This is a genomic window from Micromonospora sp. WMMD714 (genome assembly GCF_029581315.1).
In the GTDB taxonomy this organism is placed as follows: Bacteria; Actinomycetota; Actinomycetes; order Mycobacteriales; family Micromonosporaceae; genus Micromonospora; species Micromonospora rifamycinica.
Genome location: NZ_CP120744.1, coordinates 1,740,962 through 1,765,709, shown reverse-complemented (window position 1 = coordinate 1,765,709; position 24,748 = coordinate 1,740,962). Strand labels below are relative to the sequence as shown.

Here is a 24,748-nt window from a genome sequence, read left to right as displayed (position 1 = left end):
GAGCGCACGGTCACCCCGCCTCCTGAGGCCGGGACCACGGCGGGCGCACGGTCACCCCGCCCCCTGGCGCCGGGGCCGCCGTGAGCGCGCACGGTCACTCGGCAACTGACGCACCGTGTGCGGGCCTCCCGGGCGGGAGGCCCGCACGCGCGGCTCAGCCGGGACGGCCGTAGCTGTTGACCGGCCCGTCGTCGACCCGCTTCATCGTGATCGGCTTACCGGCCTGGGAGGCGTGCACGACCCAGCCGTCCCCGACGTACATCCCGACGTGGTGCAGGTCGGCGTAGTAGAAGACCAGGTCGCCGGGGCGCAGGTCGGCCCGGCTCACCCGGTCGGTGACCTGGCGCTGCTGCCGGGCGTTGTGCGGCAGCGACACCCCGGCCTTCGCCCAGGCGGCCATGGTCAGCCCGGAGCAGTCGTAGTTGTTCGGGCCGGCCGCGCCCCACACGTACAGCTTGCCGATCTGGGCGCAGGCGAACTTGACCGCGGTGCCGGACGGGCCGCCGGGGTAGCCGGCCGGGCACGGGGCCGGGCGCAGCTTGCCGCCGCCGCCGTTGCCGTAGACCTTGAGCCGCAGCTTCTGCAACCGGTCGATCTCGGTGTTGATCTGCTTCTTCTTCGCCGCCAGCTGGGCCTCGGTACGGGCCAGCTGGGCGACCATCTCGTCCAGCGGCGCCTTGGTCGCGGCGAGTTCGTCGCGCAGCTCGGCGACGGCCCGCACCTCGCGCTGCTGGCGGCTGGCGAACCGGTCCAGCAGGCCCAGTTGGGTGACCACCTGGCTCGGGCTGTGGCTGCCCAGCAGGGCGTTGACGGTGGACATGTTCTCGCCCTTGTACGCCTGGACGGCGAGGCCGCTGACCTGGTTCATCGCCTGGTCGACCTGGCGCTGCAACGGCGCGATCCGCTTGCCGAGCGCGTCGGCCTGCCGGCGCTTGGCGGCGAGGTCGGCGCGGGTGGCGTTGTGCTGCTCGATGATCGGTTCGAGCCTGTTCCAGTCCTGGTCGATCTGCCGCTCGATCTCGGCGACCGAGGGGTCGGCGTGGGCGGCCGTGGCGCCACCGGTCAGGACGACCAGGGCGGCGGTCAGGGCGGTGAGGGTGGTGGTGTAGCGGGACCAGCGTGGGCGCGACGGCACCGTCTCCCGGGCGACCTGGGTCGACCGGTGCGAGGGTGGCCGCGGGGCATGGTGTGCCACCGGGCTCCGGGCTCCTTCTTCCTCGACCGCCTACCGGGTTAGCTGACGGGTTCGGGCGGGAAGGGAGCGCCCTACCGCGGTGGTCGCGGATTCACCCCGGCGTACCTGGGTCCCCGGCTCGCCCGGAGGCGACTCGGCGGTGTCGGGCGACGCCACCCCGGGTGGGGCGGACCTGGTGCCGACCGACGATTGACCAGAGTAGAGACGGTCGTTATCGATCCGCAACCCGCCGGGCCGGCACACTCCGTGACCGGAAAACGCGCAACCCCCGGCCCGACGGGCCGGGGGTTGACGTAGGTGCTGGTCAGGGGCGGCGGAAGCCGGCCACGGGCATGTTGTTGATGCTGGCCACCTGGACCGGCTTACCGGTCCGCGGCGCGTGCACCATCATGTCGTTGCCCAGGTAGAGGCCGACGTGGTGCAGGTCGCTGAAGAAGAAGACCAGGTCACCGGGGCGGGCCTCGGAGCGCGAGATGGCCTTGCCCTCGTTCCACTGGGCACCGGTGAAGTGGGTCAGCGAGATGCCGGCCGCCTTGTACGCGAACTGGGTGAGCCCGGAGCAGTCGAACGAGTTCGGCCCGGTGGCGCCCCAGACGTACGGGTCACCGACCTGGGCGCAGGCGGTCGCGATCGCGGTCCGGGCGGCGGAGCTGACCACACCGTTGATCGTGGGGCAGCCGTTCACCTTCACCGTGGTCTTCGGCATCGCCGCCTGCAGCCGCTTGATCTCGGCGTTGATCTTGGTCTTCTTGGTCGCGAGGTCCTTCTCCTGCTGCACCTCGGCGGCGATCAGGGTGTCGAGCTTCTGCTTCTCGGCGTCGTACTTACGACGCACCACGAGCACCGCCTCGACCTCCTTGCGCTGCTCGGCGGCGAGCCGGTCCAGAATGGTCAGCTGCGCGGCGAGGGTGCCCGGCTTGCTGGTGGTGAGCAGCGCGCTCAGCTCCTGCGAGGGGCCGGACTTGTAGTAGCGGGAGGCGAGGTCACCGACCCGACCGAGGGCCAGCTCGCTCTGCAGGGCCAGCGGCTCGATCTTCTTCTGCAGGTCGGCCGACTTCTTGCGGTTGACCTTGAGCTGGGCCCGGACCTTGTTGTAGCTCTCGATGGTCGGTTCGAGCTGCTCCCACTGCTTGTCGAGGGCCGCCTCGATCTCCTCGGGCGTCGGCGCGGCGGACGCCGGCACCGCGAGCATCCCGGCGCCGACGGCGACCGCCGCGACCACGGTGAGCAGGCGGCGGGCGACCCGGCTGAGGACCGCTGGCCGGACGGGCGGCTGGCCCTGGGCGTGACGTTGGGGGGGCATGGTTGCCACCGGCGTCGACTCCTTTGCAACCGACCGCCGGGCGTCTCGCTAAGGGGAAGAAGGAGACAGACATCCCACAGCGGCCGGTGCAACATTAGGGGGAGTCACGGTACGGAATCAAGGCGGGTGGGCCATCCATCACATCAGCGCAATCGCTTGCACACAAAGGGTGTTCGCTCAATTTCCAACGATCGCAGTCAATACATCGTCGAGGGTGACCACCCCGAGCGGACGGCGGCCGTCGCTCACCAGCACCATGTGCCGCCGCTCGCGCCGCATCGCCAGCAGCAGATCGGCCAGCGTACGGTCCGGCGGTACCACCGCCAGCGGCCGGTAGACCTCGGCCGGCACCGGTGCCCGGCGGGACGCCCCGGCGTACCCGAGGACGTCCTTGACGTGCACGAAGCCCAGCACCCGGCGGGTGGAACGCTGCACCACCGGAAAGCGGGAGCGGCCGGTGCTGGTCGCCAGCACCTCCAAGGAGGCCGGTGAGACGTCCTCGGCCACCGTGGTCACCGTCGACCACGGTTGCAGCGCGTCCGCCGCCGTCCGGTCGTGCAACGCCAACGCGCCGGTGATCCGGGCGTGCTCCTCGGCGTCGAGCAGCCCCTCGGTGCGGGCCTGGGCCACCAGACCGGCCAGCTCCTCGGCGGTGAAGACCGTCTTCACCGCGTCGGTGGCCTCCACCGCCCACACCCGCAGCACCTGCCGGGCCGCCCACTTCATCGCCAGCAGCAGCGGCTTGGTGGCCAGGCAGAACGCCAGCATCGCCGGCCCCAGCCAGAGCGCCGACGGCTCCGGCCCGGCCAGGGTGATGTTCTTCGGCACCATCTCGCCGACCACGGTGTGCAGGAACACGACCACGGCCAGGGCGATCAGGAAGGAGACCGGGTGCACCGCGCCCGCCGGCAACGGCACCGCGTGGAACACCGGTTCCAGCAGATGGGCCAGGGCCGGCTCGGCGATCGCGCCCAACCCGAGCGAACAGACGGTGATGCCGAGCTGCGCCCCGGCGATCATCAACGGGATCTGGTTCATCGCCGACAGCGCCCACCGGGCCCGCTGGGAGGTCGCGGCCAACGGCTCCACCACCGTGCGACGCGACGCGATCAACGCGAACTCGCTGCCCACGAAGAACGCGTTGCCGAGCAGCAGCACCACCGCGACCAGCAGCTCAGTCATCGACGTGCGACTCCTCGGGGCGGACCACCCGGACCTGTTCGATCCGGTGCCGCTCCACCTCGACCACGGTGAACGCGTAGCCGTCCGTCCGGGTCGTCTCGCCGGGCAGCGGGATGTGCCCCAGTCGGGCCATCAGGAAGCCCGCCAGCGTCTCGTACGGCCCCTCGGGGAGCCGGAAGCCGGTCTGCTCGTACAGTTCGTCCTCCCGCAGCACCCCGTCGACCAGCACGGTCCGCTCCCCGCCCGGCACGGTCAGCCCGGTGGCGTGGGCGTCGTCCACGGTGGCCGGATCGAACTCGTCGGCGATCTCCCCGACCAGCTCCTCGACCAGGTCCTCGACGGTCACCACCCCGTCCGTGCCGCCGTACTCGTCGACCACGATGGCCAGGTCGGCCCCGGCGGCCTTCAGCGCCGCCAGCACGCCGTCGAGGTCCAGGCTCTCCGGGACGTACACCGGCTCGCGGGCCACCGAGGCGACGGTGGTGGAGGCCCGCGCGGTCAGCGGCACACCGAGCGCGTCGGGCACGGCCGCGACACCGGTCACCAGGTCGAGGGTCTCCTCGTAGACCGGGAACCGGGTCCGGCCGGTCCGGCGGGACAGGTCCAGCAGCTCGGCGACGGTGGCGGTGGCCCGCAGCGCGATCACGTCCACCCTGGGTGTCATCGCCTCGGCGGCCCGCTTGTCGCCGAAGCGGATGGTGCGGCGCAGCAGCATGGCGGTGTCCGGCGGCAGCGCACCGGCGCGGGCCGAGATGGCGGCGAGCAGGCCCAGCTCCTCCGGCGACCGGGCGCTGGCCAGCTCCTCCTGCGGCTCCACCCCGAGCTGGCGGACCAGCCGGTTCGCCGAGCCGTTCAGCCCCCTGATCAGCCAGCCGAAGGCCCGGGAGAAGGCCCGCATCGGCCCGGCGGTGGCCAGCGCCGCCGGCATCGGTCGGGCCAGCGCCAGGTTCTTCGGCACCAGTTCACCGAAGAGCATCGAGAGCAGGGTGGCCAGCGCCAGGGCGAGCAGCGGGCCGAACCGGTCCGCGCCGCCCAGCGGGGCCAGCAGCGGGTCGAACAGCCGGGACAGGGCGGGCTCGGCGAGATAGCCGGTGAGCAGCGCGGTGAGGGTGATGCCGAGCTGCGCGCCGGAGAGCTGGAAGGAGAGTTCGCGCAGCGCCCGGCGGACCGTGGCGGCCGTGGCGTCACCGGCCTCGGCCCGCCGGTCGATCTCCGCGCGGTCCACGGTGACCAGGGCGAACTCGGCCGCGACGAAGAACGCGTTGCCGGCGGTCAGCAGCACGAAGCCGACCAGGGGCAACAGCGTGCCGAGCACCAGACCGTCGATGGGCATGATTGTTCCACGACCGCGCCCCGCGGTCACCGGGACGTGGCTCACCGTCACCGTAGCCGTCGGCGGCTCCGCCCACCTGCGGGGTTGGCGTCCCGGGGTTAGCGTGGACGTCATGGCACCGCTCACCCTCGCCGACGAACTGGTCCTGCTCGCCTACGACGACGAGGGGGTGAACCGGCTCGGCCGGCCGCACCTCGACTACGGGCTGTCCGGGGCGGTGCTGCTGGAGCTGACCCTCGCCGGTCGGGTCGAGGTGGTCGACGACCGGCTGGTGGTGACCGACCCCACGCCGACCGGCCATCAGGTGCTCGACGCCGCTCTCGCCGAGGTGGCCGCCGACGGCAGGCGTCGCCGGCCGAAGGACTGGATCAGCCGGCTGGCCAAGGGGCTGCCCGACCGGGTGCTGGCGGGCCTGGTCGACACGGGGGTGCTGCGCCGGGAGTCCGACCGGGTGCTGCTGGTCTTCCCGCGTACCCGCTATCCGTCACCGACCGGCGCGGAGCCGGTGGCGGAGACGGCGGCCCGGCAGCGGATGGTCGACGCGCTGCTCGCCGACGGCCCGGTGGAGGCCCGGACGGCCGCGTTGCTCGGTCTGACCCGCGCGGTCGGGCTGGACCGCAAGCTCTTCCGGGAGCTGCCGAAGGAGCGGCTCAAGGCCCGCACCACGGAGATCGCCGCCGGGGACTGGGCGTCCGCGGCGACGAAGAAGGCGATCGAGGAGACCCAGGCCGCGATCATGACGGCCACCACCGTGGCGACCTCCGCCGCGATCATCGGCGCCACGTCCTCCTGACGAGAACGACCTCCTGAGGACCACGGCCTTCTCACGACCACGGCCTTTGACGACCACGGGCTTCTGACGACCACGGCGGCGGCACCGGTCCGGTGCCGCCGCCGTGCGTCCGCCGGGTCCGGCGGTACGACCTCAGCCGGCGGTCGGCGCGGTCTCCTTCTCGCCGGGTGCGGCATCCGGCCGGACCGAGCGGAGCAGCACGCTGGCCACGTCGACCACCTCGACCTGCTCGCCGGCCCCCTTGCCGTTCACCCCGTCGTTGAGCATCGTCGAGCAGAACGGGCAGCCGACGGCGACCGTGCGCGCCCCGGTGGACATGGCCTCCTCGACCCGGTCCACGTTGATCCGCTTGCCGATCTTCTCCTCCATCCACATCCGGGCGCCGCCGGCACCGCAGCAGAAGGAGCGCTCGCTGTTGCGCGGCATCTCGACGATCCCGCTGCCGGTGCCGCCGCTGCCGCCGGCGACGGCGCTGCCGAGCACCTCCCGCGGCGGGGCGAAGACCCGGTTGTGCCGGCCCAGGTAGCAGGGGTCGTGATAGGTGACCCCACCGTCGACCGGCTGCACCGGGGTGAGCCGACCGGTGCTGACCAGGTGGGCCAGGAGCTGGGTGTGGTGGACCACCTCGAAGTCGCCGCCGAGCTGGCCGTACTCGTTGCCCAGGGTGTTGAAGCAGTGCGGGCAGGTCGCCACGATCTTCCGGCTGGCCTTCTCCCGGCCCTCGAACGCCTCGTTGAGGGTCTCGACGTTCTGCTGGGCGAGCATCTGGAAGACGAACTCGTTGCCCATCCGGCGGGCCGGGTCGCCGGAGCAGGTCTCGCCCTCGCCGAGGATGGCGAAGGAGACGCCCGCCTCGTGCAGCAGGGTGGCGACCGCCCGGGTGGTCTTCTTGGCCCGGTCCTCGAACGCGCCCGCGCAGCCGACCCAGAACAGGTACTCGAAGTCGTCGACCGCGCCCACCCGGGGCACCTCGAAGTCCAGCCCCTTGGTCCAGTCCTCGCGGGTGTTCTGCGGAGCGCCCCACGGGTTGCCCTTGTTCTCCAGGTTGCGCAGCATCACCCCGGCCTCGGACGGGAAGCTCGACTCGATCAGCACCTGGTAGCGGCGCATGTCGACGATGTGGTCGACGTGCTCGATGTCCACCGGGCACTGCTCGACGCAGGCTCCGCAGGTGGTGCAGGACCACAGCACGTCCGGGTCGATGACGCCGCCGGCCTCGGCGTCGCCGATCAGCGGCTTCTCGGCCTCGGCGAGGGTGAGCACGTCGAGGTGGGCGAGCTGCGCCTGGGTCGCCTTCTCCTCGCCGGTGAGGTCCTTGCCGCCCCCGGCCAGCAGGTACGGCGCCTTGGCGTACGCGTGGTCGCGGAGGCTGAGCACCAGCAGCTTCGGCGACAGCGGCTTGCCGGTGTTCCAGGCCGGGCACTGCGACTGGCAGCGCCCGCACTCGGTGCAGGTGCTGAAGTCGAGCAGGCCCTTCCAGGAGAACTGCTCGACCTGCGCGACACCGAACTGGTCTTTCTCCGGGTCGGCCTCCTCGAAGTCGAGCGGCTTGCCCTGGCTCGTCATCGGCCGCAGCGCGCCGAGCCCGGAGCCGGCCGGCCGGGTCGGCTCACGCTTGAAGAAGATGTTGAAGAACGCGAGGAAGCGGTGCCAGGCGACGCCCATGGTCACGTTCAGCGCGATGACGATCAGCCAGGTCATCGAGATGACGATCTTGACGAGGGCGGCGATGCTCACGCCCGCCGGCCAGGCGGGCAGCAGCGCGCCGACGGCGTGGCTGACCGGGGTGGCCCAGAGCGGATACTCGAAGTGGTCGGTGGCGACCTTGAAGCCCCGGATCACGAAACCCATGACCAGCACCGCGAGGACGACCGCCTCGACGAAGTAGCCCTGCCACATGGTGGAGCCGGTGAACCGGGAGCGCCCGCCCGGACGGCTCGGCCGGTTACGGACCCGGATCGCGATCAGCACCAGAATGCCGACCACGCCGAGCACCGCGATCACCTCGGTGACCAGGCCGTACACGGCGAGACCGCCGATCAGCGGCAGCCCACCGGTCGGCGAGACGACCTCGAAGTACGCCTCCAGCACGAGCAGCGACAGCACGATGAAGCCGACCATCACGAACCAGTGCGCGGCACCCACCACGCCCCACCGGAGCATCCGGGTGTGGCCGGCCGTCTCCACCAGCATGGTCCTGGCCCGCGCGCCCTTGTCGGCGAACCGCTCCGGCGCGGGCTGGCCCAGCCGGATGACGGCCACCATCTTCCGCACCGCGCGCACCGCGAGCCACACCGCCACGGCGGTGATGGCGGCGGCGAGGATCGTGGTGACGATCTGGACGCTGCCCATCGAGTCGGCCTCCCGGTCTGCTGGCTGTCGAGCGGCTCGGCGATCAGGGGCCGGCGCAGGACGGGACCGGCGGGACGCCGCTGCCGCACCTGTGACCGGGCCGGTCGATGACCTCGCTCCGCTCGGTCATGCCGCGCAGCCTACCCGAAAGTTACCCAACAGTAACGTGAGTCTTCTCGCACCAGGCCACGCCGCCCTGCGGACACCATAGGTCCCCCGACGTCGCAGCGTCGGGCTGGGGCCGTACGTCGAGGCCCGGGTCGTGTCGCGGACGGCGCCGGAGCGCCGCGCTCAACGCCAGCGGGAGAGCAGGACCAGCGAGCCGACCATCGCGCCGAACCCGACCGCGAGGTTCCAGTAGCCCCACGAGGCGACCGGGTACTCCTGGGCGGAGAGGTAGTAGACCACCAGCCAGCCGATACCACCGACGATCAGCGCGACGGCGATCGCCGGCAGCCACACCGGGCTAGGCTTGCGCGTCGCCGCTGTCGTCGTCGGACGAACGTCCGTCGGCGGGGTGTACACCTTCTTCTTACGGACCTGAGACTTGGGCACGACGCTCTCCAGAGGGGTGACGACCTCGTCCGGCCTGACAACCGGGCGCGGGGGCGACGGTCCATGGCCAATAATGTTCGACAGCTAGCGTAGTCCGGAAGGCCGCTCCAGGCCATGAATGGGGTCGATCCGGTGCACGCGGTGACCGGATCGGGCGGGTCGACGCGACGTCGGCGACCGCGCCCGCCTGTGACGGGCGTCACCATACGACGGGAGAGGAACGCTCGGTGGAGTACACATCCGGGGCGGCGTCCTGGCAGAAGGCCATGCGCCGGGCGGTCGTCGCCTTCCTGCCACGTCGGCCGAGGCAGCGCCGACCGGGCTGGTCGATCGGCGTGCCGCTGATCGCCGCCGCGGCCGGCCTGCTCTTCACCACCACGGCGACCACGGCGGGCGGTACCGCCCTGCGGGAGGACCGTCGGCCCCAGCTCACCCAGCTCATCGAGGACCGCCGGGAGCAGGTGGCCGCCAGCGAGCTGCGGGCCGCCCGGCTCCGCGCCGACGTGGAGAGCGACACCGCGGCGCTGGCCGACACCGACGTGCCGATCAAGGAGCAGCGCGACCGCGCCCGGGGGCTCCAGCAGGCGGCCGGCTTCACCGCCCTCACCGGCTCCGGGCTGACCGTCGAGCTGAACGACGCGCCGCGGCGTGGCGACGGCACCATGCCCAAGGGCGCCACCAACGACGACCTGGTCGTCCACCAGGGTGACGTGCAGGCGGTGGTCAACGCGCTCTGGGCCGGCGGCGCGGAGGCCATGTCCATCATGAACGTCCGCGTGCTGTCCACCAGCGCGGTACGCTGCGTCGGTAACACCCTGCTGCTGCACGGCCGGGTGTACTCGCCACCATTCAAGATCGTAGCAATCGGCGATCCCGCTGCCCTCCAGCAGGCCCTCGCCGGCTCTCAGGGAGTCGGGTTGTTCAAGCAGGCGGTCGACCACTACCAGCTCGGCTACTCCGAGCACGTCGGCACGGTGTCCGTGCCGGCGTTCGAGGACTCGACCGCGCTGCGATCGGCGACGGTGCCTCGATGACCTACCAGGGTGGGGGGCCGCGCGACGGCGACCGGAACGACGGCCCGACCGCCTTCCTGCCCCGGGTCGACCGGTCCGCGGAGTCGTCCCCCGCCCGCACCGGCCCCGCATCGGTCGACCCCGCCCGCACCGGCCCCACCCGCAGCGATCCCGCGTCGGCCGGTCCCGCACCGACCGGTCCCGCCCGTCCGGGGCCGACCGGTCCGTGGCCCGCCCCGGCGCTGCCGACCCGTCAGCCACCGCCCGCCTGGCCGGGCCGACCCGCACCGGCGGCCGGAGCCCAACACGGTCCCGGTCTCCCCGGTGCCGCCCCGCGTCCGGTGCCGCCCGTCGAGACGGGACAGCTCCGGGCCGCCGCGCCGGACGGAACGCCGCGCCCGTCCGGCACGGCTGGCGGCCCACACCCGGCGACCGTGGACCCGGCGGCCACCGCCCTGCTGCCGGTGGTGCCGGCCCGGCCGACCGGCCCGGCACTGGACTCCACCGCCCTGATGGGCGCGGTGCCACCCGTCCCCGAGGACGCCCGCTCCGCTGGCCCCACCGAGCCCCCACCACCGCCCCGGCGCGGCGAACGGGTGGTCCAGCTCCGCCCCGAGCAGACCGGCGAGGGCTACAGGAGCGTCTACTCGGAGCTGACCCGGCCCACCTTCGGCTCCCGGCTGCGCACCGGCGTCCGGGTCAGCGGCGAGGTGCTGATCACCTTCGGCCTGGTCGTGCTCCTCTTCGCCGGGTACGAGATCTGGGGCAAGTCCGCCCTGGTCGACGCCCACCAGAGCAAGCTCAACGAGCAGCTGGCCCAGGCCTGGGGGCCGACCGGCGACCCGACGGTCAGCCCGAGTGCCAAGCCGGTCGCCCCGGCCGAGGGCAAACCGATCGCCGGGCTCTACATCCCCAGCCTCGACAAGAACTGGGTCGTCGTCGAGGGCGTCACCCAGCAGGACATCCGGTACGCCCCCGGCCACTACCCGAAGAGCGCCCTCCCCGGCGAGGTGGGCAACTTCTCCGTCGCCGGGCACCGCAACCGGGCCACCTTCTGGCGGCTGGACGAGCTGGAGGTGGGTGACGCGATCATCCTGGAGGGCAAGCAGGACTGGTACGTCTACAAGGTCTACCAGTCCCGGATCGTCCGGCCCGACCAGGTGGAGGTGGTCGCGCCGGTGCCCGGCGAGCCGAACGCGAAGGCGACCCGGAAGCTGCTCACCCTGACCACCTGCAACCCGAAGTTCGACAACTACCAGCGCCTGATCGTCCACGCCGAGCTGGACCACGCGCAGCCCAAGTCCGCGGGTCCACCGGCGGAACTGCGGGGCTGACGACGATGTACTCCTGGATCTGGCGCAAGTTGCCCTTCGGGCTGCCCGGCAAGCTGATCGGGTCGGTGCTGCTCGCCACCGCGACGGTGGCGCTGCTCTGGTACGTGGTCTTCCCCTGGGCCGAGCCGCTGCTGCCCTTCGACGACGTGCAGGTCACCCAGGATTCCGGCAACCCGGGTGGCGACTCCACCACCGACCCCGACGCGCCGGCCGGTGACGGGCACGAGCTGCCGTACGACACCGACCGGAACAACACCCCGCCCGCCCCCTCTCCAAGCCGGTGAGCCCATGCGTGTCCTCGTGATCGACAACTACGACTCCTTCGTCTTCAACCTCGTGCAGTACCTGGGCCAGCTCGGGGTGGACTGCGAGGTCCGGCGCAACGACGAGATCGACGTCGCCGAGGTCGGCCGGGTCGGCGCGGCGGGCATCCTGCTCTCGCCGGGGCCGGGCAGCCCGGACCGTGCCGGCAACTGCCTCGACATCATCCACCGGTACGGCGGTGAGCTGCCGATCTTCGGCGTCTGCCTCGGCCACCAGGCGATCGGTGAGGCGTTCGGCGCAACCGTCACCCGGGCACCGGAGTTGCTGCACGGCAAGACGTCCGAGGTACGGCACCACTCGGTCGGGGTGCTGGCCGGCCTCCCCGACCCGTTCACCGCCACCCGCTACCACTCGCTGGCGGTGCTCCCCGAGACGCTCCCCGAGGAGCTGGAGGTCACCGGCTGGACGGAGTCGGGCGTGGTGATGGCGATGCGGCACCGGACCCTGCCGATCGAGGGGGTGCAGTTCCACCCGGAGTCGGTGCTCACCGAGGGCGGCCACCTGATGCTGGCGAACTGGGTGGCCGCCTGCGGCCATCCGGAGGCCCTGGAACGCGCCCCCGGGCTGGCCGCCGAGGTCGATGCCCGCCGGCTCGCCGCCTTCGCCAACGGCTGACCCGTCCGCCCCGCCGTCACCGGCCCGGACGCCGGGTCTACCCGCGGGTCACCCTGGGAACGGCCCGGCCCGGGCGGGTGCCGATCGGCCCCGGCCCCGGTGGGCCGGGGCGTCACCTCCGGGTACGGGTCACTCGCCCTCGGTCCGGAACGGCGGCGTGGGCAGCGGGAACCCGCCACCCCCACCGTCGCCGGGTGGCGTCGTCGTCGGTACCGGCGTGGTCGGGGTCGGCGGGGGCGGCTCCTCGGTGGGCTCGGGGACGGAGACCTCGATGGTCACCGTCTGCCCCTTGGCCAGGTTGCTGCCCGCCTTGGGGTTCTGTGCGCTCACCCGGCCGGCCTGGTCCGCCGGCACCTCGTCGCCCTCACGCACCCTGACCTCGTAGCCGGCCGCCTGCAGCTCCTTGCGGGCCTCGTCCTCGGTGAGACCGGTGACCCGGGGGACCTCCCGAATGTTGCCCCGGGAGACCTCCACGGTCACCTTGGTGCCCTCGGCGACCTTGCTACCGGAGTCGGGCGTCACCTTGGTGACCTGACCGGCAGGCTGGTCGCTGTTGATGTCCTTGCGTTCGACGACGAGCTTGAGCCGGTCCAGCTGCGGCTTGACGTTGTCGAACTGCGAGCCGACCAGCCCGGCCGGGATGGAGACCTCCTGCGGGCCACCGCAGATGTTCACCGTCACCTGACGGTTCTCCTGCAGCGAGGTGCCCGCCGGCGGGTCCTGCCTGGCGACGGTCCCCTTCTTGCAGGTGCTGTCGAAGACCGGGTCACCGGTCGCCGGCACCAGCCCGGCGTTCTGGATCTCGGTGAACGCGACCGCCTGGGTCTTGCCGGCGAGGTTGGGCACCGGGCTCGTCCGGGGCTCGTCACCGTTCATCAGCAGGGCCGCCACCAGCGCTATCACCGCCAGCACACCGACCGCCGCGAACGCCGCGATCACCCAGGCGGAACTCTTCCGCCGCTGCGGGTCGCCGACCCTCGCCGGGATCTGCCGGGTCTGCTGACCCATCACCTGCGTCGGGTAGCCGGCCGCGGCCGCCGCCATCGGGGTGGTCTCGTCCTGGCTCATCACCGGGGTGGCCATCACCGGCCGACCGGCGGCGGCGCGGAGCAGGTCGGCCCGCATCTCACCGGCGCTCTGGTAGCGGTTGAGCGGGTTCTTGGACAGCGCCTTCAGCACGATCGCGTCGATCGCCGGCGTGACGTCCGGGTTGATGTCGCTGGGCGTCGGCGGGGCCTCCCGCACGTGCTGGTACGCCACGCTGACCGGGCTGTCGCCGACGAACGGCGGATGGCCGCAGACCAGCTCGAACAGCACGCAACCGGCGGCGTACACGTCGGAGCGGGCGTCGACGGCCTCGCCGCGCGCCTGCTCCGGGGACAGGTACTGGGCGGTACCGATCACCGCGCTGGTCTGGGTCATCGTGGTGGCGCCGCTGGCCAGCGCGCGGGCGATGCCGAAGTCCATGACCTTGACCTGGCCGGTCTGGGTCAGCATGACGTTGCCGGGCTTGATGTCCCGGTGGATGATCCCGTGCCGGTGGCTGAACTCCAGGGCCGCGCACATGTCGGCGCAGATCTCCAGCGCCCGGCGCGGCTGGAGCCGCCCTTCGACGCCGAGGACCTCCTTGAGGGTCCGCCCGTTCACGAACTCCATCACGATGAACGGCAGGGTCTCGCCGGTCGGCGCGGTCTCCTCACCGGTGTCGTAGACGGCGACGATCGCCGGGTGGTTCAGCGAGGCCGCGTTCTGCGCCTCCCGGCGGAACCGCATCTGGAAGGTGGCGTCCCTGGCCAGGTCGGTACGGAGCATCTTGATCGCGACGTCCCGACCGAGCCGGAGATCCCGACCGCGGTGCACCTCGGCCATGCCGCCGTAACCGAGCAGCTCGCCGACCTGGTACCTGCCACCGAGCAGGCGGGCCTGGGCTGTCATCGCGTTCGTCGTCCTTCGCTCGTCGTCGTCTCGCCGGCACCCGGTCCGGGCCGTACCACCCGACGGTACGGTGTTCCGGCCGGAACGTCGCGTTCGTGGGCACTCAGCGCGCCGGACGTCGTACGCGGCGCGCTCGGATCACCACTCAGCAGGTTGTTCCGCGTCGCGTAGGAGAGCACCCCGGAACAGACCAGCACCAGGATGGCCAGCAGGACGGCCAGGGTCACCATGCCGGTCCGGGATTCACGTTCCGGGGCGGGTGGCGGCAGCGGATGCCGGGCGTACCCCATCGGCCGGTCGGACCGGACCGGCGCCGGAGGGACGGACGCGGCGCCCCGGGGCTGCTGGTAGCTCGGGGTGGTCGGAATGGGCGGACGCTGGACCACCGGCGGCTGCGGGTGCCGGGCCTGGACCGGCGGCCTGGGCTGCCCACCGACCGGCGGCCGGACCTGTCCACCCATCGGCGGTCGGGCCTGCCCGCTGACCGGCGGTCGGGTCGGTCCGCCGACCGGCGGCCGGGCCTGCCCGCCGACCGGGGGGCGGTGCTGCTGGTGGGCCAGCGCGGCGGGCTGCTGCCGGGGCACGGACGGCACCTGCGCGCGGGCCATCGGACCGGCCGGCGAGGCCGGCGCTCCGGAGACCGGTCCGCCGGACACCGGCCCTCCGGAGACCGGGCCGGGGTGTCCACCGCCCGCGCGGGCCTGCTGGGAGAGCACCTGCTTGGCCTGCCGGGCGACGGCGGCCAGGGCGGCGGCGCTCGGCCAGCGGTGGCCGGGCTCCTTGGCCATCGCCCGCTCCACGATCGCCTTGACCTGCGGCGGGATGTCGCCGGGCAGGGCTCGGGGAGTGTCCCGGACGTGCTTCATCGCGATCTCGAGCGGATTGTCACCCTCGAAGGGCCGGCGACCGGCCAGGCACTGGTACGCCACGACACCGAGCGCGTACACGTCGGAGGCGGGAGTGGCGACCGCGCCGGTGGCCTGCTCGGGGGAGATGTACGAGGCGGTGCCGAGCACCGATCCGGCGGCGGTGAGCTGACCGACCAGCTCGGACCGGGCGATGCCGAAATCGGTCAGCACCAGCGTGCCGTTCGGCCGGACGAGCAGGTTGCCGGGCTTGACGTCCCGGTGCACGATGCCCTTCTCGTGGGCGGCGTGCAGCGCGTCGGCGGCCTGGGCGAGCAGGGCCATCGTCCGGGCCGGGGTGAGCCGGCCGACCCGGCTGAGCGTCGCGGACAGGGCGTCGCCCTCGACGTACTCCATCACCAGGAAGGCGATCTCCTGGTCGCTGCCGAAGTCGTAGACGTCCACCACGCCGGGGTGGTTGATGGTGGCCATCGTCCGGGCCTCGCCCCGGAACCGCTCGGCGAAGCCGGGCTCGTCGAGCAGCGCCGGGAGCAGGCTCTTGACCGCCACCGTACGGCCCAGCACCTGGTCGGTGCCGCGCCACACGTCGCCCATGCCGCCGCTGGCGATCCGCTCGTCGAGACGGTAGCGGTTGCCGAGCTGCACGCCGGGGCTGAGCATGTCAGCGGCCCCCCGCATCGGCGATGGCCGCCTGCATGATCTTGCCGCCGATCCGGGCCGCCTCGCCGCTGCCGCCGCTGTCGGCCTGCTCCAGCACCACGCAGACCGCCGACACGGCGTTGCCGTTCTTGTCCAGCGCGAAGCCGATGAACCAGCCGTGGTCGGGGCGACCCGGGGCGGACTGCGCGGTGCCGGTCTTGCCACCGACGGTGTAGCCGTCGATGGCCGCCGAACTGCCGGTGCCGTTCTTCACCACGCTGACCATCATGTCCCGCAGGTCGTCGGCGACCTGACCGCTGACCGGCTGACGCAGCTCCCGGGGCTGGGCGTTGTAGTAGCTGGTGGTGCGGTCCGGTCCGAGGAGCTGCTTGACCAGGTAGGGGCGCATCTGCCGGCCCTTGTTGGCGACCGACCCGGCGATCAGCGCGCCCTGGAGCGGGGTCATCCGGACGTTGTTCTGGCCGATCGAGGACTGCGCCAGCGCGGCCGGGTCGGTGCCACCGTCCGGGTTCTGCATGTCGCCGGTCCGGCTGGCCGCCACCGGCAGGCCCCCCTCGCCGAGCTGCCCGACGGTGAGGTCGTCCTGCTCGAAGCCGAACTGCCGGGCCTTCTCCTTCACCGTGTCCGCGCCGAGCCGGACGCCGAGCTGGGCGAAGCCGGTGTTGCACGACTCGGTGACCGCGTCGATCAGGGTGACCTGCGCCTCCGGGCAGATCGACGGGTGCGCGTTGCGGATCTCGGTGCCCGAGGTCGGCGGGGTCCAGCTCGGCCCGGCCGGGATCTCGGTGTCCTTGCCGACCCCGTTCTCCAGCGCGGCGGCGGCAATCACGATCTTGAAGGTGGAGCCGGGTGGCAGGGTCTCCGACAGCGCCCGGTTCTTCAGCGGGCCGGCCGGGTCCTGCTCGTACTTGTTGTAGGCCGCGGAGGCCGCGTTGGTGTCATGGTCGACCAGCGGGTTCGGGTCGAAGCTGGGCATCGAGACGAGCGCCTGCACCGCACCGGTACGCGGGTCGATGGCGATCGCCGCGCCCCGCTCCGCCCCGTTGCGGTTGTTGCGCAGCTGCTCGTAGGCGGTGTCCTGGGCACGCTTCGAGATGCTCAGCAGCACGTTGCCGCCGCCGCTCTCGTCGCCGGTGAACATGTCCTTGATCCGGTTGCCGAGCAGGGCGTCGCTGGTGCCGGCGAGGAAGTCGTTCTCCAGCCGCTCGATGCCGGTGTCGCCCAGGTTGACCGGCTTGTAGCCGAGCACGTGGGCGTACTTCGTCCCCGCCGGGTAGCTGCGCTGGAACTTCAGCTTGCCGCCGGTCTCCTTGCTGGTGGCCACGGCGGTGCCGCCGGCTTCGATGTTGCCCCGCCGTCGCTCGTACTCGGCCACCTGTACCCGGCCGTTGTAGTCGCTGTTGCGGTATTCGTCTGCCTTGTAGGCCTGGATCCAGTTCAGGTTGGCGAAGAGCAGCCCGAACAGGACCATGACGACGACGCCGACGCGGCGCAGGGGCGCGTTCACGGGCGGATCACCTCCGTGGGAGCACCGTGCAGCTGTTCCGGCGGGCCGCCACCCGGCCGACCAGCCGGGCCGCCGCCCTGGGCCACCGGCCGCCGGGCGGCGTCGGAGATCCGCAGCAGCACCGCGATGAGCAGCCAGTTCGCCATCAGCGACGAGCCACCGGCGGACAGGAACGGGGTGGTCTGACCGGTCAGCGGGATGAGCTTGCTGATCCCGCCGACGATCACGAAGACCTGGAGCCCCAGGGTGAAGGCGAGACCACCGGCGACCAGCTTGCCGAACGAGTCCCGCACCGCCAGCCCGGCCCGCAGGCCCCGCTCGACGATGAGCAGGTAGACCACCAGCAGCGCGGTCAACCCGAACAGGCCGATCTCCTCGCCGATGCCGGCGAAGATGAAGTCGTTCTGCACCTCGGGGATCTCCAGCGGCTCCCCGGCGCCCGGACCGGAGCCGAACAGGCCACCGCTGCCCAGGCCGAGCAGCCCCTGCACCAGCTGGTAACCCCGGTCGTACGGCTCGGCGAACGGGTCGAGCCAGATCTCGGCGCGGGTGTAGAAGTTGGCGAACGGGCCACCCACCGTGCCACCCAGCACGTAGGCGAGGTAGGCCCCGCCGAAGAAGAGCACCAGACCGATCAACAGCCAGCTGACCCGTTCGGTGGCGATGTAGAGCGTCACCACGAACATGCCGAAGTAGAGCAGCGAGGTGCCGAGGTCCTTCTCGAAGACCAGGACCAGCAGACTGATCAACCAGACCCCGAGCACCGGGCCGAGATCCCGGCCGCGCGGGAAGTCGATGCCGAGGACCCGGCGGCTGGCCAGCGACAGCACCTCACGCTTGCGGACCAGGTAGTAGGCGAAGAAGACCAGCAGCGCCAGCTTGGCGAACTCACCGGGCTGGATGCTGAACCCGCCGACCCGGATCCACAGCTTCGCGCCGTTGATCTCGGAGAACCGGCCGGGCAGCACCGCCGGGATCATCACCAGCACGATGCCGGCCAACCCCAGGGTGTACGCGTACCGCGAGACCGCCCGGTGGTCGCGCATCAGCACCAGCAGCCCGGCGGCCAGGATCACCGCGGCCAGCGTCCAGGCCAGCTGGCGGCCACCGGTGCCGGCGAAGATGGCCAGCGTCTCCCGCTCGGCGGGGGCGGCCTTGGCCAGGTCGAGCCGACGCAGGAAGCCCACCCCGACGCCGTTGAGCAGGGCCACCGCCGGCAGCAGCGCCGGATCGGCGAACGGCGCGAGCCAGCGGATCACCAGGTGCATGCCCAGGAAGACCAGCCCGAGCGCGGCGGCCGGCATCCAGAAGTCGCGGGTGACGGTGTCGAGCAGGTTCGCCTCGACGATCGCCCCGTACGCGGCCACCAGCGCCATCGCCAGCAACAGCAGGGACAGTTCGGCGTTACGCCGGGACCGCGCCAGGCGTACGCCGGGCCGCTCGCCCGTCGTGGCGGGCGAGACTACCGGGTGGGCCGCTGCGGTCAAGGAGGTGTCCCTCGGATCTCAGCCGACGGTCACTCGGGCGACCGGCAGCCCGCCGGGTCTCCGGCCGGCGGAACCGCGTCGGAGACCGAGGCGTCGGGTGTGGTGGGCAGCGTGGGGGTACCGGTGGCACCCGGAACGCCGGTCGGGCCGGGGCTGGACACGCCGGGGCTGGGCGTGCCAGGGCTGAGCGTCCCGGGAGTGGGCGTGCCGGGGCTGGGTGCCGGCGTGGGCGTCGACGGCACCGGGGAGCCGGTGACGAGCGACGGGACCGGCGGGCAGACCGGCTTCAGGTTCGGGTTGGTCGGGTCCTCGCTGGTCAGCTCGGCCAACCGGCGCTGGGCATCCGTCCGGTTCTTGGCCTGGATGCCCTGCTTGACCTGCTCCTGGGCGGCCGGGGTGAGGTCGTCGAGCTTGGCCTGGCTGATCGAGTGAACGCTGGACAGGTCGAGGCCGACCACCTGGCCGGGCACTCCCCGGAAGACCGCGAGCTGCCCGTTGTCGGTCGCCCCGACGTAGTACTGCCGCTGGGTGTAGCTCCACCCGGCGAAGAGCCCGCCGCCGAGGATGACCAGCAACGCCGCCAGCATCGCCGCGGTGCGCAGCGGCCGGCGGGGGCGGTCCGGGTCGTCGTCGCGGTGGGCCGCCGGGTCCTCCGGAGCGGGGGGGCGCGGTGCGGAGAGCGCCGACGCGCGGGCCGCCGGGGTGGAGTCGTCGGCCGCGGTGGCCATCCCCCGGTCCCGGGCCGCGGCCCCGCCGACGATCGGGCTCGCCTCGACGATGTCCTGGTCGGTGGCGTCCGCGATGATGACGGTGATGTTGTCCGGGCCGCCGCCGCGCAGGGCGAGCTGCACCAGCCGCTCGACACACTGCTGCGGGTCGGTGTACTCCCGCAGGCTGTCGCCGATGGTCTCCGCGCTGACCACACCGGAGAGGCCGTCACTGCAGATCAGGTAGCGGTCCCCGGGCAGCACCTGCCGGACGCTGTACTCCGGGTCGATGTCCCGGCCGTCGAGGGCGCGGGTGAGCAGCGAGCGCTGGGGGTGGCTGCTCGCCTCCTCCGCGCTGATCCGCCCCTCGTCGACGAGCATCTGGACGTAGGTGTCGTCCTTGGTGATCTGCGCGAACTCGCCGTTGCGCAGCAGGTAGGCCCGGGAGTCGCCGATGTGGACCATGCCGAGCTTGCTGCCCGAGAAGAGGGTCGCGGTGAGCGTGGTGCCCATCCCCTCCAGCTGCGGGTTGGCGTCCACGGTGTCGCGGAGCTGCTGGTTGGCGGTGCCCACGGCCGATCGCAGCGCGTCGACGAGTGCGTCCCCCGGGACGTCCTCGTCGAGCGGCGCCATGGCACCGATGACGATGTTGCTGGCGACGTCACCGGCGGCCATGCCGCCCATGCCGTCGGCGACGGCGAGGAGCCGCGGCCCGGCGTAGACGGAGTCCTGGTTTCCGTCTCGGATCAGACCGCGGTCGCTGTGGGCCGCATAGCGCAGGGTCAGAGTCATGGCCGTAATTCGAGAGAGGTGCGGCCGATACGGATCGGCACGCCGAGGGGGACGGGGGTCGGTCCGGTGACCTTAGCGCGATCGAGGTACGTGCCGTTAGTCGAGCCGAGGTCCTCGACGAACCACTGTCCGTCCCGGGGCACCAGCCGGGCGTGCCGCGCGGAGGCGTAGTCGTCGGTGATGACCAGGGTGGAGTCCTCGGCCCGCCCGATGGTGATCTGCGCTTCGCCGAGGGTGATCCGGGTGCCGGCGAGCTGGCCGGCGGTGACCACCAACTGGTGGGCCGCCCGTCCCCGCTTCGCCTTCGCCGGCTTCGCCGTCTGCTGTTGGGTCGAGGCCCCGACCGCGCGGGGCGCGGCCACCAGCCGGCCCGACCGGGCACCGGCGAAGAGATCCCGTCGGATGACACCGACCACCGTGAACACGAAGATCCACAGCAGGATCAGGAACCCGAACCGGGCGACGGTGATGACGAGTTCCGGCAAGGCGGGTCAGCCGTCCACGCGGAAGGTCAGCGTCGTGGTGCCGAGCTGGATCATGTCGCCCGGGTTGAGGGCGACGGCCGAGACCCGCTGGCCGTTGACCATGGTGCCGTTGGTGGACCCGAGGTCGGTCAGCACGACCTGGCCGCCGTCGAAGTCCAGCCGGGCGTGTCGCCGGGAGATCCCGACGTCCGGCAGCCGCAGGTTGGCCTGGTCGCCCCGGCCGATCACCGTCGAGCCCATCTGCAACGGGTAGGTGCGGCCGTCGCCGGAGACCAGCCGGACGTTGCGGGCGCCGCCACCGTGCCCCGGCGGCGGGCCGTAGCCACCACCCTGGTCGTACGACGGATAGCCGGGCGGGCCGGGGTCGTAGCCGCCGGGCGAGGACACCGGGGCGACCTCGCCGCCGGTGTAGACCTCGGCGGTGACCCGGAACATTCCGGTGTCCAGCCCCTCGCCCCGCTCGACCTCGACGATCACGTCGCCGTAGACCGTCCACGCCTGCTCGCCGATGAACTCCGCCTGCGACTGGGCCAGCTCCTGGGCCAGTGCGGCGGCGTACGGCGCCAACCGGCTGTGGTCGTACGGGGAGAGATCGATCACGTAGCGGTTCGGCACCAGGGTGCGGCCACCAGCGAGGATGGCCTTGTGCGCCTCGGCCTCCCGCTGCATGGCGTTGAGGATCTCCACGGGGTGGACCACCCCTTTGAAGACCTTGGCGAAGGCCCCCTCGACCAGGCCTTCCAGACGCTTCTCGAAGCGTTGCAGCACGCTCACCGGCTCCTCCTCGGGTCCCGAGGACATGATGGTATCTGGACGGCGCGCGTGCAGCTCGCGCGCCGCTCGGCCACCGCGCGGCGGCCCGTTCGGAACAGCTCTTGCAACCGTGCTACTCTTTCGACCGCCACGAAGGGTGACCGCTCGGGAGAACGGTAGCCGGTCGGGGCGAGACCGCAGGACACCGGTAGGATGTTCGGGTCACGTCGGAGACGACGGGGCGCCGCACAGCACCGCGTTCGAGGTCGTGCCACGGGGATGTGGCGGAATGGCAGACGCGCACGGTTCAGGTCCGTGTGTCCGAAAGGACGTGGGGGTTCAACTCCCCCCATCCCCACCAGAGACAGCCGAGGGCTCCGCAGGATGCGGGGCCCTCGCTTCGTATCAGGGCGTACCGGACGTCAGGCTATGCTCCGATGGTTTTTGCCAGCCTCCTAACTTGACCAGGAGTGTCGTGTGAGCGTCGCGTTGGTGACCGGATCGGGCGGTCTGATCGGTTCCGAGGCGGTCCGGCACTTCGCCGGGCTCGGCCTGGACGTGGTCGGCATCGACAACGACATGCGGCAGGAGTTCTTCGGCGCCGAGGCCTCGACCGCGTGGAACGTCCGCCGGCTGACCGACGAGCTGGGGTCGGCGTACGCGCACCACAGCCTCGACATCCGCGACCGGGACACCCTCGGCAAGCTCTTCGCCCGGTACGGCCGGGACATCGCCGTGGTGATCCACACCGCCGCGCAGCCGTCGCACGACTGGGCGGTGCGGGATCCGTTCACCGACTTCGACGTCAACGCGGTCGGCACCCTCAACATCCTGCAGAACGTGCGGGAGCACTGCATCGAGGCGGCGCTGATCCACTGCTCCACCAACAAGGTCTACGGCGACCGGCCCAACAGCCTGCCGCTGGTCGAGCAGGCGACCCGGTGGGAGATCACCCCGGGGCACCCGTACGAGCAGGGCATCCGCGAGGACATGTCGATCGACGCGTGCCTGCACTCGGTGTTCGGGGCCTCCAAGGTCGCCGCCGACGTGATGGTGCAGGAGTACGGCCGCTACTTCGACATGCGGACGGCCTGTTTCCGGGGCGGCACGCTGACCGGCCCGGCGCACTCGGCGACCGAGCTGCACGGCTTCCTCGGGTACGTGATGCGGGCCAACATGGAGCGCCGCACCTACAAGATCTTCGGTTACCAGGGCAAGCAGGTCCGGGACGCCATCCACAGCTCGGACGTGGTGTCGGCGTTCGAGGCGTTCTTCCGGGCCCCGCGTTCGGCGGCGGTCTACAACCTGGGCGGCGGCCGGCACTCCAACACCTCCAACCGGGAGGCGTTCGCGCTGGCCGAGCAGATCACCGGCCAGGAGATGATCACCGAGTACGTCGACGCGAACCGGATCGGCGACCACAAGTGGTGGATCGGCTCGAACGAGGCGTTCCAGGCCGACTACCCGGAGTGGAAGCAGGTCTACGACGTACCGATGATCATGCAGGAGATCTACCAGGCGAACGTCGACAAGTGGGTGCCGGGCGCATGACCGCACAGGGCAAGCGGAACGTCCTCGGCGTCCTGGTCGACGCCACCGACTACGCCTCGGCGACCGAGCAGGTCGTCGCGGCGGCCCGGGAGCGCCGGCCGCTGGCGCTGACCGCGCTGGCCGTGCACGGGGTGATGACCGGGGTGCTCGACCCGGCGCACAACGCCCGGCTCAACTCCTTCGACGTGGTCACCCCGGACGGGCAGCCGGTGCGCTGGGCGCTCAACCTGCTGCACCACGCCGGCCTGACCGACCGGGTCTACGGCCCGACGCTGACCCTGCACGTGCTGCGCCGGTTCGCCGACGAGGGCCTCCCGGTCTACCTGTACGGCTCGACCGAGGAGACCCTGGCGAAGCTGATCCCGGCGCTGGAGCGGATGTTCCCCGCCCTGAAGATGGCCGGGGTGGAGCCGTCGAAGTTCCGGGCGGTGCGGCCCGGCGAGGACGCCGAGATCGCCGACCGGATCCGGTCCAGCGGCGCCCGGCTCGTCCTGGTCGGCCTGGGCTGCCCCCGCCAGGAGGTCTTCACGTACGCGATGCGGCCCCTGCTGGACATGCCGCTGATGGCCGTCGGCGCGGCCTTCGACTACCACGCCGGTCTGCTCCGGCAGCCGCCGCCGTGGATGCAGCGGGCCGGGCTGGAGTGGTTCTGGCGGCTCGGCCTGGAGCCGAAGCGGCTCTGGCGGCGGTACGTCATCCTCAACCCCGCCTACCTGACCCGACTCGCCGGCCAGAAGACCGGCCTGTGGAAGGCACGGCCCCCGGCCCCGGCCACCGAACGACCGGCCACCTTCGCGGTCTGAGGCACCGGCGGACGACCGGCCGCAGGCCACACGGCCAGCGTCGACCGGCCGGGCAGCCCACACGGCCGGCGGACGACCGGCCGGCGGGCCGCCCGGCCGGCGTCGGGCGGTCGGCCCGACCGTCCCCCTACGGGATGCCTTCGGGGTGGAACCGGGGGACCGCCCCGGATTTGCCGGACACCGTTCTGGGCAAGGCTGTGTCCATGGATGGGCATCTCATCGTGCTGCTGTCGATCGCCGCCGTCTGGCTCGCCGCCGGAATCGTGGCGGACGGACTCCCCCGGCTGGACCGGGCCCGCGCCCTGCGGCGGCGCAGCGGGTGGGTGCTCGCCCTCTCCGTCGCCGGAGTCGGCCTGACCATGACGGTGCTGGCCGCCGGCCTGACCAGCGCCGGGGACACCCTGGTCGACCGGGCCGCCGCCCAGCTCACCCTGGCGGCCGTGCCGGCGCTCGCCGTGTCGGCCTGGACGGTACGCCGGGTCCGCCGGTTGCGGGCCGGCGCGGGCGCGTTCGCCGCCGCGCCGGAGACCCCCGCGCCGTACGGGCTGCGGGCCTCGGCCGCGCACCCGCTGGTCGGCCTGCCGGTGCAGGTCACCGCGCTGGCCACCGTTCCGGGTCTGCTCCGGGCGGCCGGTCTGGACCTGAGCGCCGGCAACGGGTTCACCGGGGTGGCGCTCACCCTGGGTGGACTGGCCGTCCTCGCCATCGGGATCCGCCACGGCCTGCGGCACAGCCGGCTCGCCGAGCGGACACTGCCCACCGGGCCCGCGCTGACCGCCTCACCGGCTGTAGTCGGCTCCCTGCACGTATAGCAGTTCCAGGATCGCCCGGGTCGCCTCGAACCACGCGTCCAGCCACCCGGGCGGCGGGATGCTCCCCTTGGGCGGCAGCTCCAACAGCAGGCCGCGCATCAACGGGTGGTCGACCAGCGACTCGGGCGGCTCCGCCGGCCAGCCGTCCGACGGGAAGGACGGCTCGGTGAGCGGGTTCGGATCGAGCGCGGACATCGACAGCGGCGACCCGGCGTGGTCGGCCGCGCAGACGCCGTCGTGACCCAGATCGGTGTCGGTGCCGCCGACCTCGGTGAGCATGGTGTCGCGCCGTGCGCCGCGGTACTTGCCCCCGAAGCGTTCGGTCTTCCCCGGGCCGTTGATGAGGTTGTCTGAACCGATCGTCGTCATCTGCGTATCGCCTGCCTCGCTC

Annotated in this window: 22 protein-coding genes, 1 tRNA gene and 1 riboswitch; of the genes, 9 read left to right on the top strand and 14 right to left on the bottom strand. The window is 72.2% G+C overall.

Annotated features, from left to right (window positions below):
- Nucleotides 1-154: 154 nt before the first annotated feature.
- From O7625_RS07900 to O7625_RS07885, 4 genes are all read right to left on the bottom strand, one after another.
- Nucleotides 155-1,195 (bottom strand): C40 family peptidase, encoded by a 1,041-nt coding sequence (locus tag O7625_RS07900; RefSeq protein ID WP_282345242.1) that lies wholly within the window; start codon nt 1,193-1,195, stop codon nt 155-157.
- A 12-nt stretch (nt 1,196-1,207) separates the two neighbouring features.
- Nucleotides 1,208-1,344, bottom strand: a riboswitch (cyclic di-AMP (ydaO/yuaA leader).
- A 155-nt stretch (nt 1,345-1,499) separates the two neighbouring features.
- A complete protein-coding gene (locus O7625_RS07895) occupies nt 1,500-2,498 on the bottom strand; it encodes a C40 family peptidase (protein WP_282346845.1) in 999 nt (332 codons plus the stop codon).
- 177 nt (nt 2,499-2,675) lie between these two features.
- Nucleotides 2,676-3,680 (bottom strand): hemolysin family protein, encoded by a 1,005-nt coding sequence (locus O7625_RS07890; protein ID WP_282345241.1) that lies wholly within the window; start codon nt 3,678-3,680, stop codon nt 2,676-2,678.
- Nucleotides 3,673-5,013 carry a hemolysin family protein gene (locus O7625_RS07885; RefSeq protein ID WP_282345240.1) on the bottom strand — a complete coding sequence of 447 codons (1,341 nt, stop codon included), beginning with the start codon at nt 5,011-5,013 and terminating at the stop codon, nt 3,673-3,675. Before O7625_RS07885 ends, O7625_RS07890 begins: the two co-directional genes overlap by 8 nt.
- Nucleotides 5,014-5,125: 112 nt before the next feature.
- On the opposite strand from O7625_RS07885, the gene O7625_RS07880 reads away from it, so the two are divergent.
- Entirely contained in the window at nt 5,126-5,806 is a 681-nt protein-coding gene (locus O7625_RS07880) for a GPP34 family phosphoprotein (protein WP_282345239.1), read from the top strand.
- Between the two features lie 132 nt (nt 5,807-5,938).
- Here the strand turns inward: O7625_RS07880 and O7625_RS07875 are convergent, their stop codons facing one another.
- Together O7625_RS07875 and O7625_RS07870 are read right to left on the bottom strand one after the other, a co-directional pair.
- Nucleotides 5,939-8,158, bottom strand: coding sequence for a (Fe-S)-binding protein (locus O7625_RS07875; protein ID WP_282345238.1), 2,220 nt, complete (start codon nt 8,156-8,158; stop codon nt 5,939-5,941).
- A gap of 291 nt (nt 8,159-8,449) precedes the next feature.
- Nucleotides 8,450-8,713: a cell division protein CrgA gene (locus O7625_RS07870; RefSeq protein ID WP_067300732.1), complete on the bottom strand. Its 264-nt coding sequence runs from the start codon at nt 8,711-8,713 to the stop codon at nt 8,450-8,452.
- A gap of 227 nt (nt 8,714-8,940) precedes the next feature.
- Between O7625_RS07870 and O7625_RS07865 the strand changes: the two genes are divergently transcribed.
- Genes O7625_RS07865 through O7625_RS07850 form a run of 4 tightly spaced genes read left to right on the top strand, consistent with a single transcriptional unit; the run spans nt 8,941 to nt 11,999 of the window.
- Nucleotides 8,941-9,747, top strand: coding sequence for a DUF881 domain-containing protein (locus O7625_RS07865; protein WP_067300735.1), 807 nt, complete (start codon nt 8,941-8,943; stop codon nt 9,745-9,747).
- Entirely contained in the window at nt 9,744-11,060 is a 1,317-nt protein-coding gene (locus tag O7625_RS07860) for a class E sortase (RefSeq protein ID WP_282345237.1), read from the top strand. The genes O7625_RS07865 and O7625_RS07860 overlap by 4 nt, the downstream gene beginning before the upstream one ends.
- 5 nt (nt 11,061-11,065) lie before the next feature.
- Entirely contained in the window at nt 11,066-11,344 is a 279-nt protein-coding gene (locus tag O7625_RS07855; RefSeq protein ID WP_089004104.1) for a hypothetical protein, read from the top strand.
- Between the two features lie 4 nt (nt 11,345-11,348).
- On the top strand, nt 11,349-11,999 hold the full coding sequence (locus tag O7625_RS07850) for an aminodeoxychorismate/anthranilate synthase component II (RefSeq protein ID WP_282345236.1): 651 nt from the start codon (nt 11,349-11,351) through the stop codon (nt 11,997-11,999).
- A gap of 129 nt (nt 12,000-12,128) precedes the next feature.
- On the opposite strand, the gene pknB is transcribed toward O7625_RS07850, so the two are convergent.
- From pknB to O7625_RS07815, 7 genes are all read right to left on the bottom strand, one after another.
- Complete coding sequence (pknB, locus tag O7625_RS07845; protein ID WP_282345235.1) at nt 12,129-13,934, bottom strand: Stk1 family PASTA domain-containing Ser/Thr kinase; 1,806 nt, start codon at nt 13,932-13,934, stop codon at nt 12,129-12,131.
- A complete protein-coding gene (locus O7625_RS07840) occupies nt 13,931-15,460 on the bottom strand; it encodes a serine/threonine-protein kinase (protein WP_282346844.1) in 1,530 nt (509 codons plus the stop codon). The genes pknB and O7625_RS07840 overlap by 4 nt, the downstream gene beginning before the upstream one ends.
- Before the next feature lies 1 nt (nt 15,461).
- Complete coding sequence (locus tag O7625_RS07835) at nt 15,462-16,967, bottom strand: penicillin-binding protein 2 (protein ID WP_282345234.1); 1,506 nt, start codon at nt 16,965-16,967, stop codon at nt 15,462-15,464.
- Nucleotides 16,964-18,343: an FtsW/RodA/SpoVE family cell cycle protein gene (locus O7625_RS07830; protein ID WP_282346843.1), complete on the bottom strand. Its 1,380-nt coding sequence runs from the start codon at nt 18,341-18,343 to the stop codon at nt 16,964-16,966. The genes O7625_RS07835 and O7625_RS07830 overlap by 4 nt, the downstream gene beginning before the upstream one ends.
- 140 nt (nt 18,344-18,483) lie before the next feature.
- Entirely contained in the window at nt 18,484-19,953 is a 1,470-nt protein-coding gene (locus tag O7625_RS07825) for a PP2C family serine/threonine-protein phosphatase (protein ID WP_282345233.1), read from the bottom strand.
- Nucleotides 19,950-20,438, bottom strand: coding sequence for an FHA domain-containing protein (locus O7625_RS07820; RefSeq protein ID WP_282345232.1), 489 nt, complete (start codon nt 20,436-20,438; stop codon nt 19,950-19,952). The genes O7625_RS07825 and O7625_RS07820 overlap by 4 nt, the downstream gene beginning before the upstream one ends.
- Before the next feature lie 6 nt (nt 20,439-20,444).
- Nucleotides 20,445-21,239, bottom strand: a complete 795-nt coding sequence (locus O7625_RS07815) for a DUF3662 and FHA domain-containing protein (RefSeq protein ID WP_067300765.1) — start codon at nt 21,237-21,239, stop codon at nt 20,445-20,447.
- A gap of 227 nt (nt 21,240-21,466) precedes the next feature.
- On the opposite strand from O7625_RS07815, the gene O7625_RS07810 reads away from it, so the two are divergent.
- The 4 genes from O7625_RS07810 to O7625_RS07795 all read left to right on the top strand — a co-directional run bounded on the left by O7625_RS07810 (nt 21,467) and on the right by O7625_RS07795 (nt 24,357).
- A tRNA-Leu gene (locus O7625_RS07810) sits at nt 21,467-21,552 on the top strand.
- Between the two features lie 116 nt (nt 21,553-21,668).
- A complete protein-coding gene (locus tag O7625_RS07805) occupies nt 21,669-22,742 on the top strand; it encodes an NAD-dependent epimerase/dehydratase family protein (protein ID WP_282345231.1) in 1,074 nt (357 codons plus the stop codon).
- Nucleotides 22,739-23,545 (top strand): WecB/TagA/CpsF family glycosyltransferase, encoded by an 807-nt coding sequence (locus tag O7625_RS07800; protein ID WP_282345230.1) that lies wholly within the window; start codon nt 22,739-22,741, stop codon nt 23,543-23,545. The genes O7625_RS07805 and O7625_RS07800 overlap by 4 nt, the downstream gene beginning before the upstream one ends.
- 203 nt (nt 23,546-23,748) lie before the next feature.
- Nucleotides 23,749-24,357: a hypothetical protein gene (locus O7625_RS07795; RefSeq protein ID WP_282345229.1), complete on the top strand. Its 609-nt coding sequence runs from the start codon at nt 23,749-23,751 to the stop codon at nt 24,355-24,357.
- On the opposite strand, the gene O7625_RS07790 is transcribed toward O7625_RS07795, so the two are convergent.
- Nucleotides 24,325-24,726, bottom strand: coding sequence for a hypothetical protein (locus O7625_RS07790; RefSeq protein WP_067300775.1), 402 nt, complete (start codon nt 24,724-24,726; stop codon nt 24,325-24,327). The two genes, O7625_RS07795 and O7625_RS07790, sit on opposite strands and share 33 nt — an antisense overlap.
- Nucleotides 24,727-24,748: the final 22 nt, after the last annotated feature.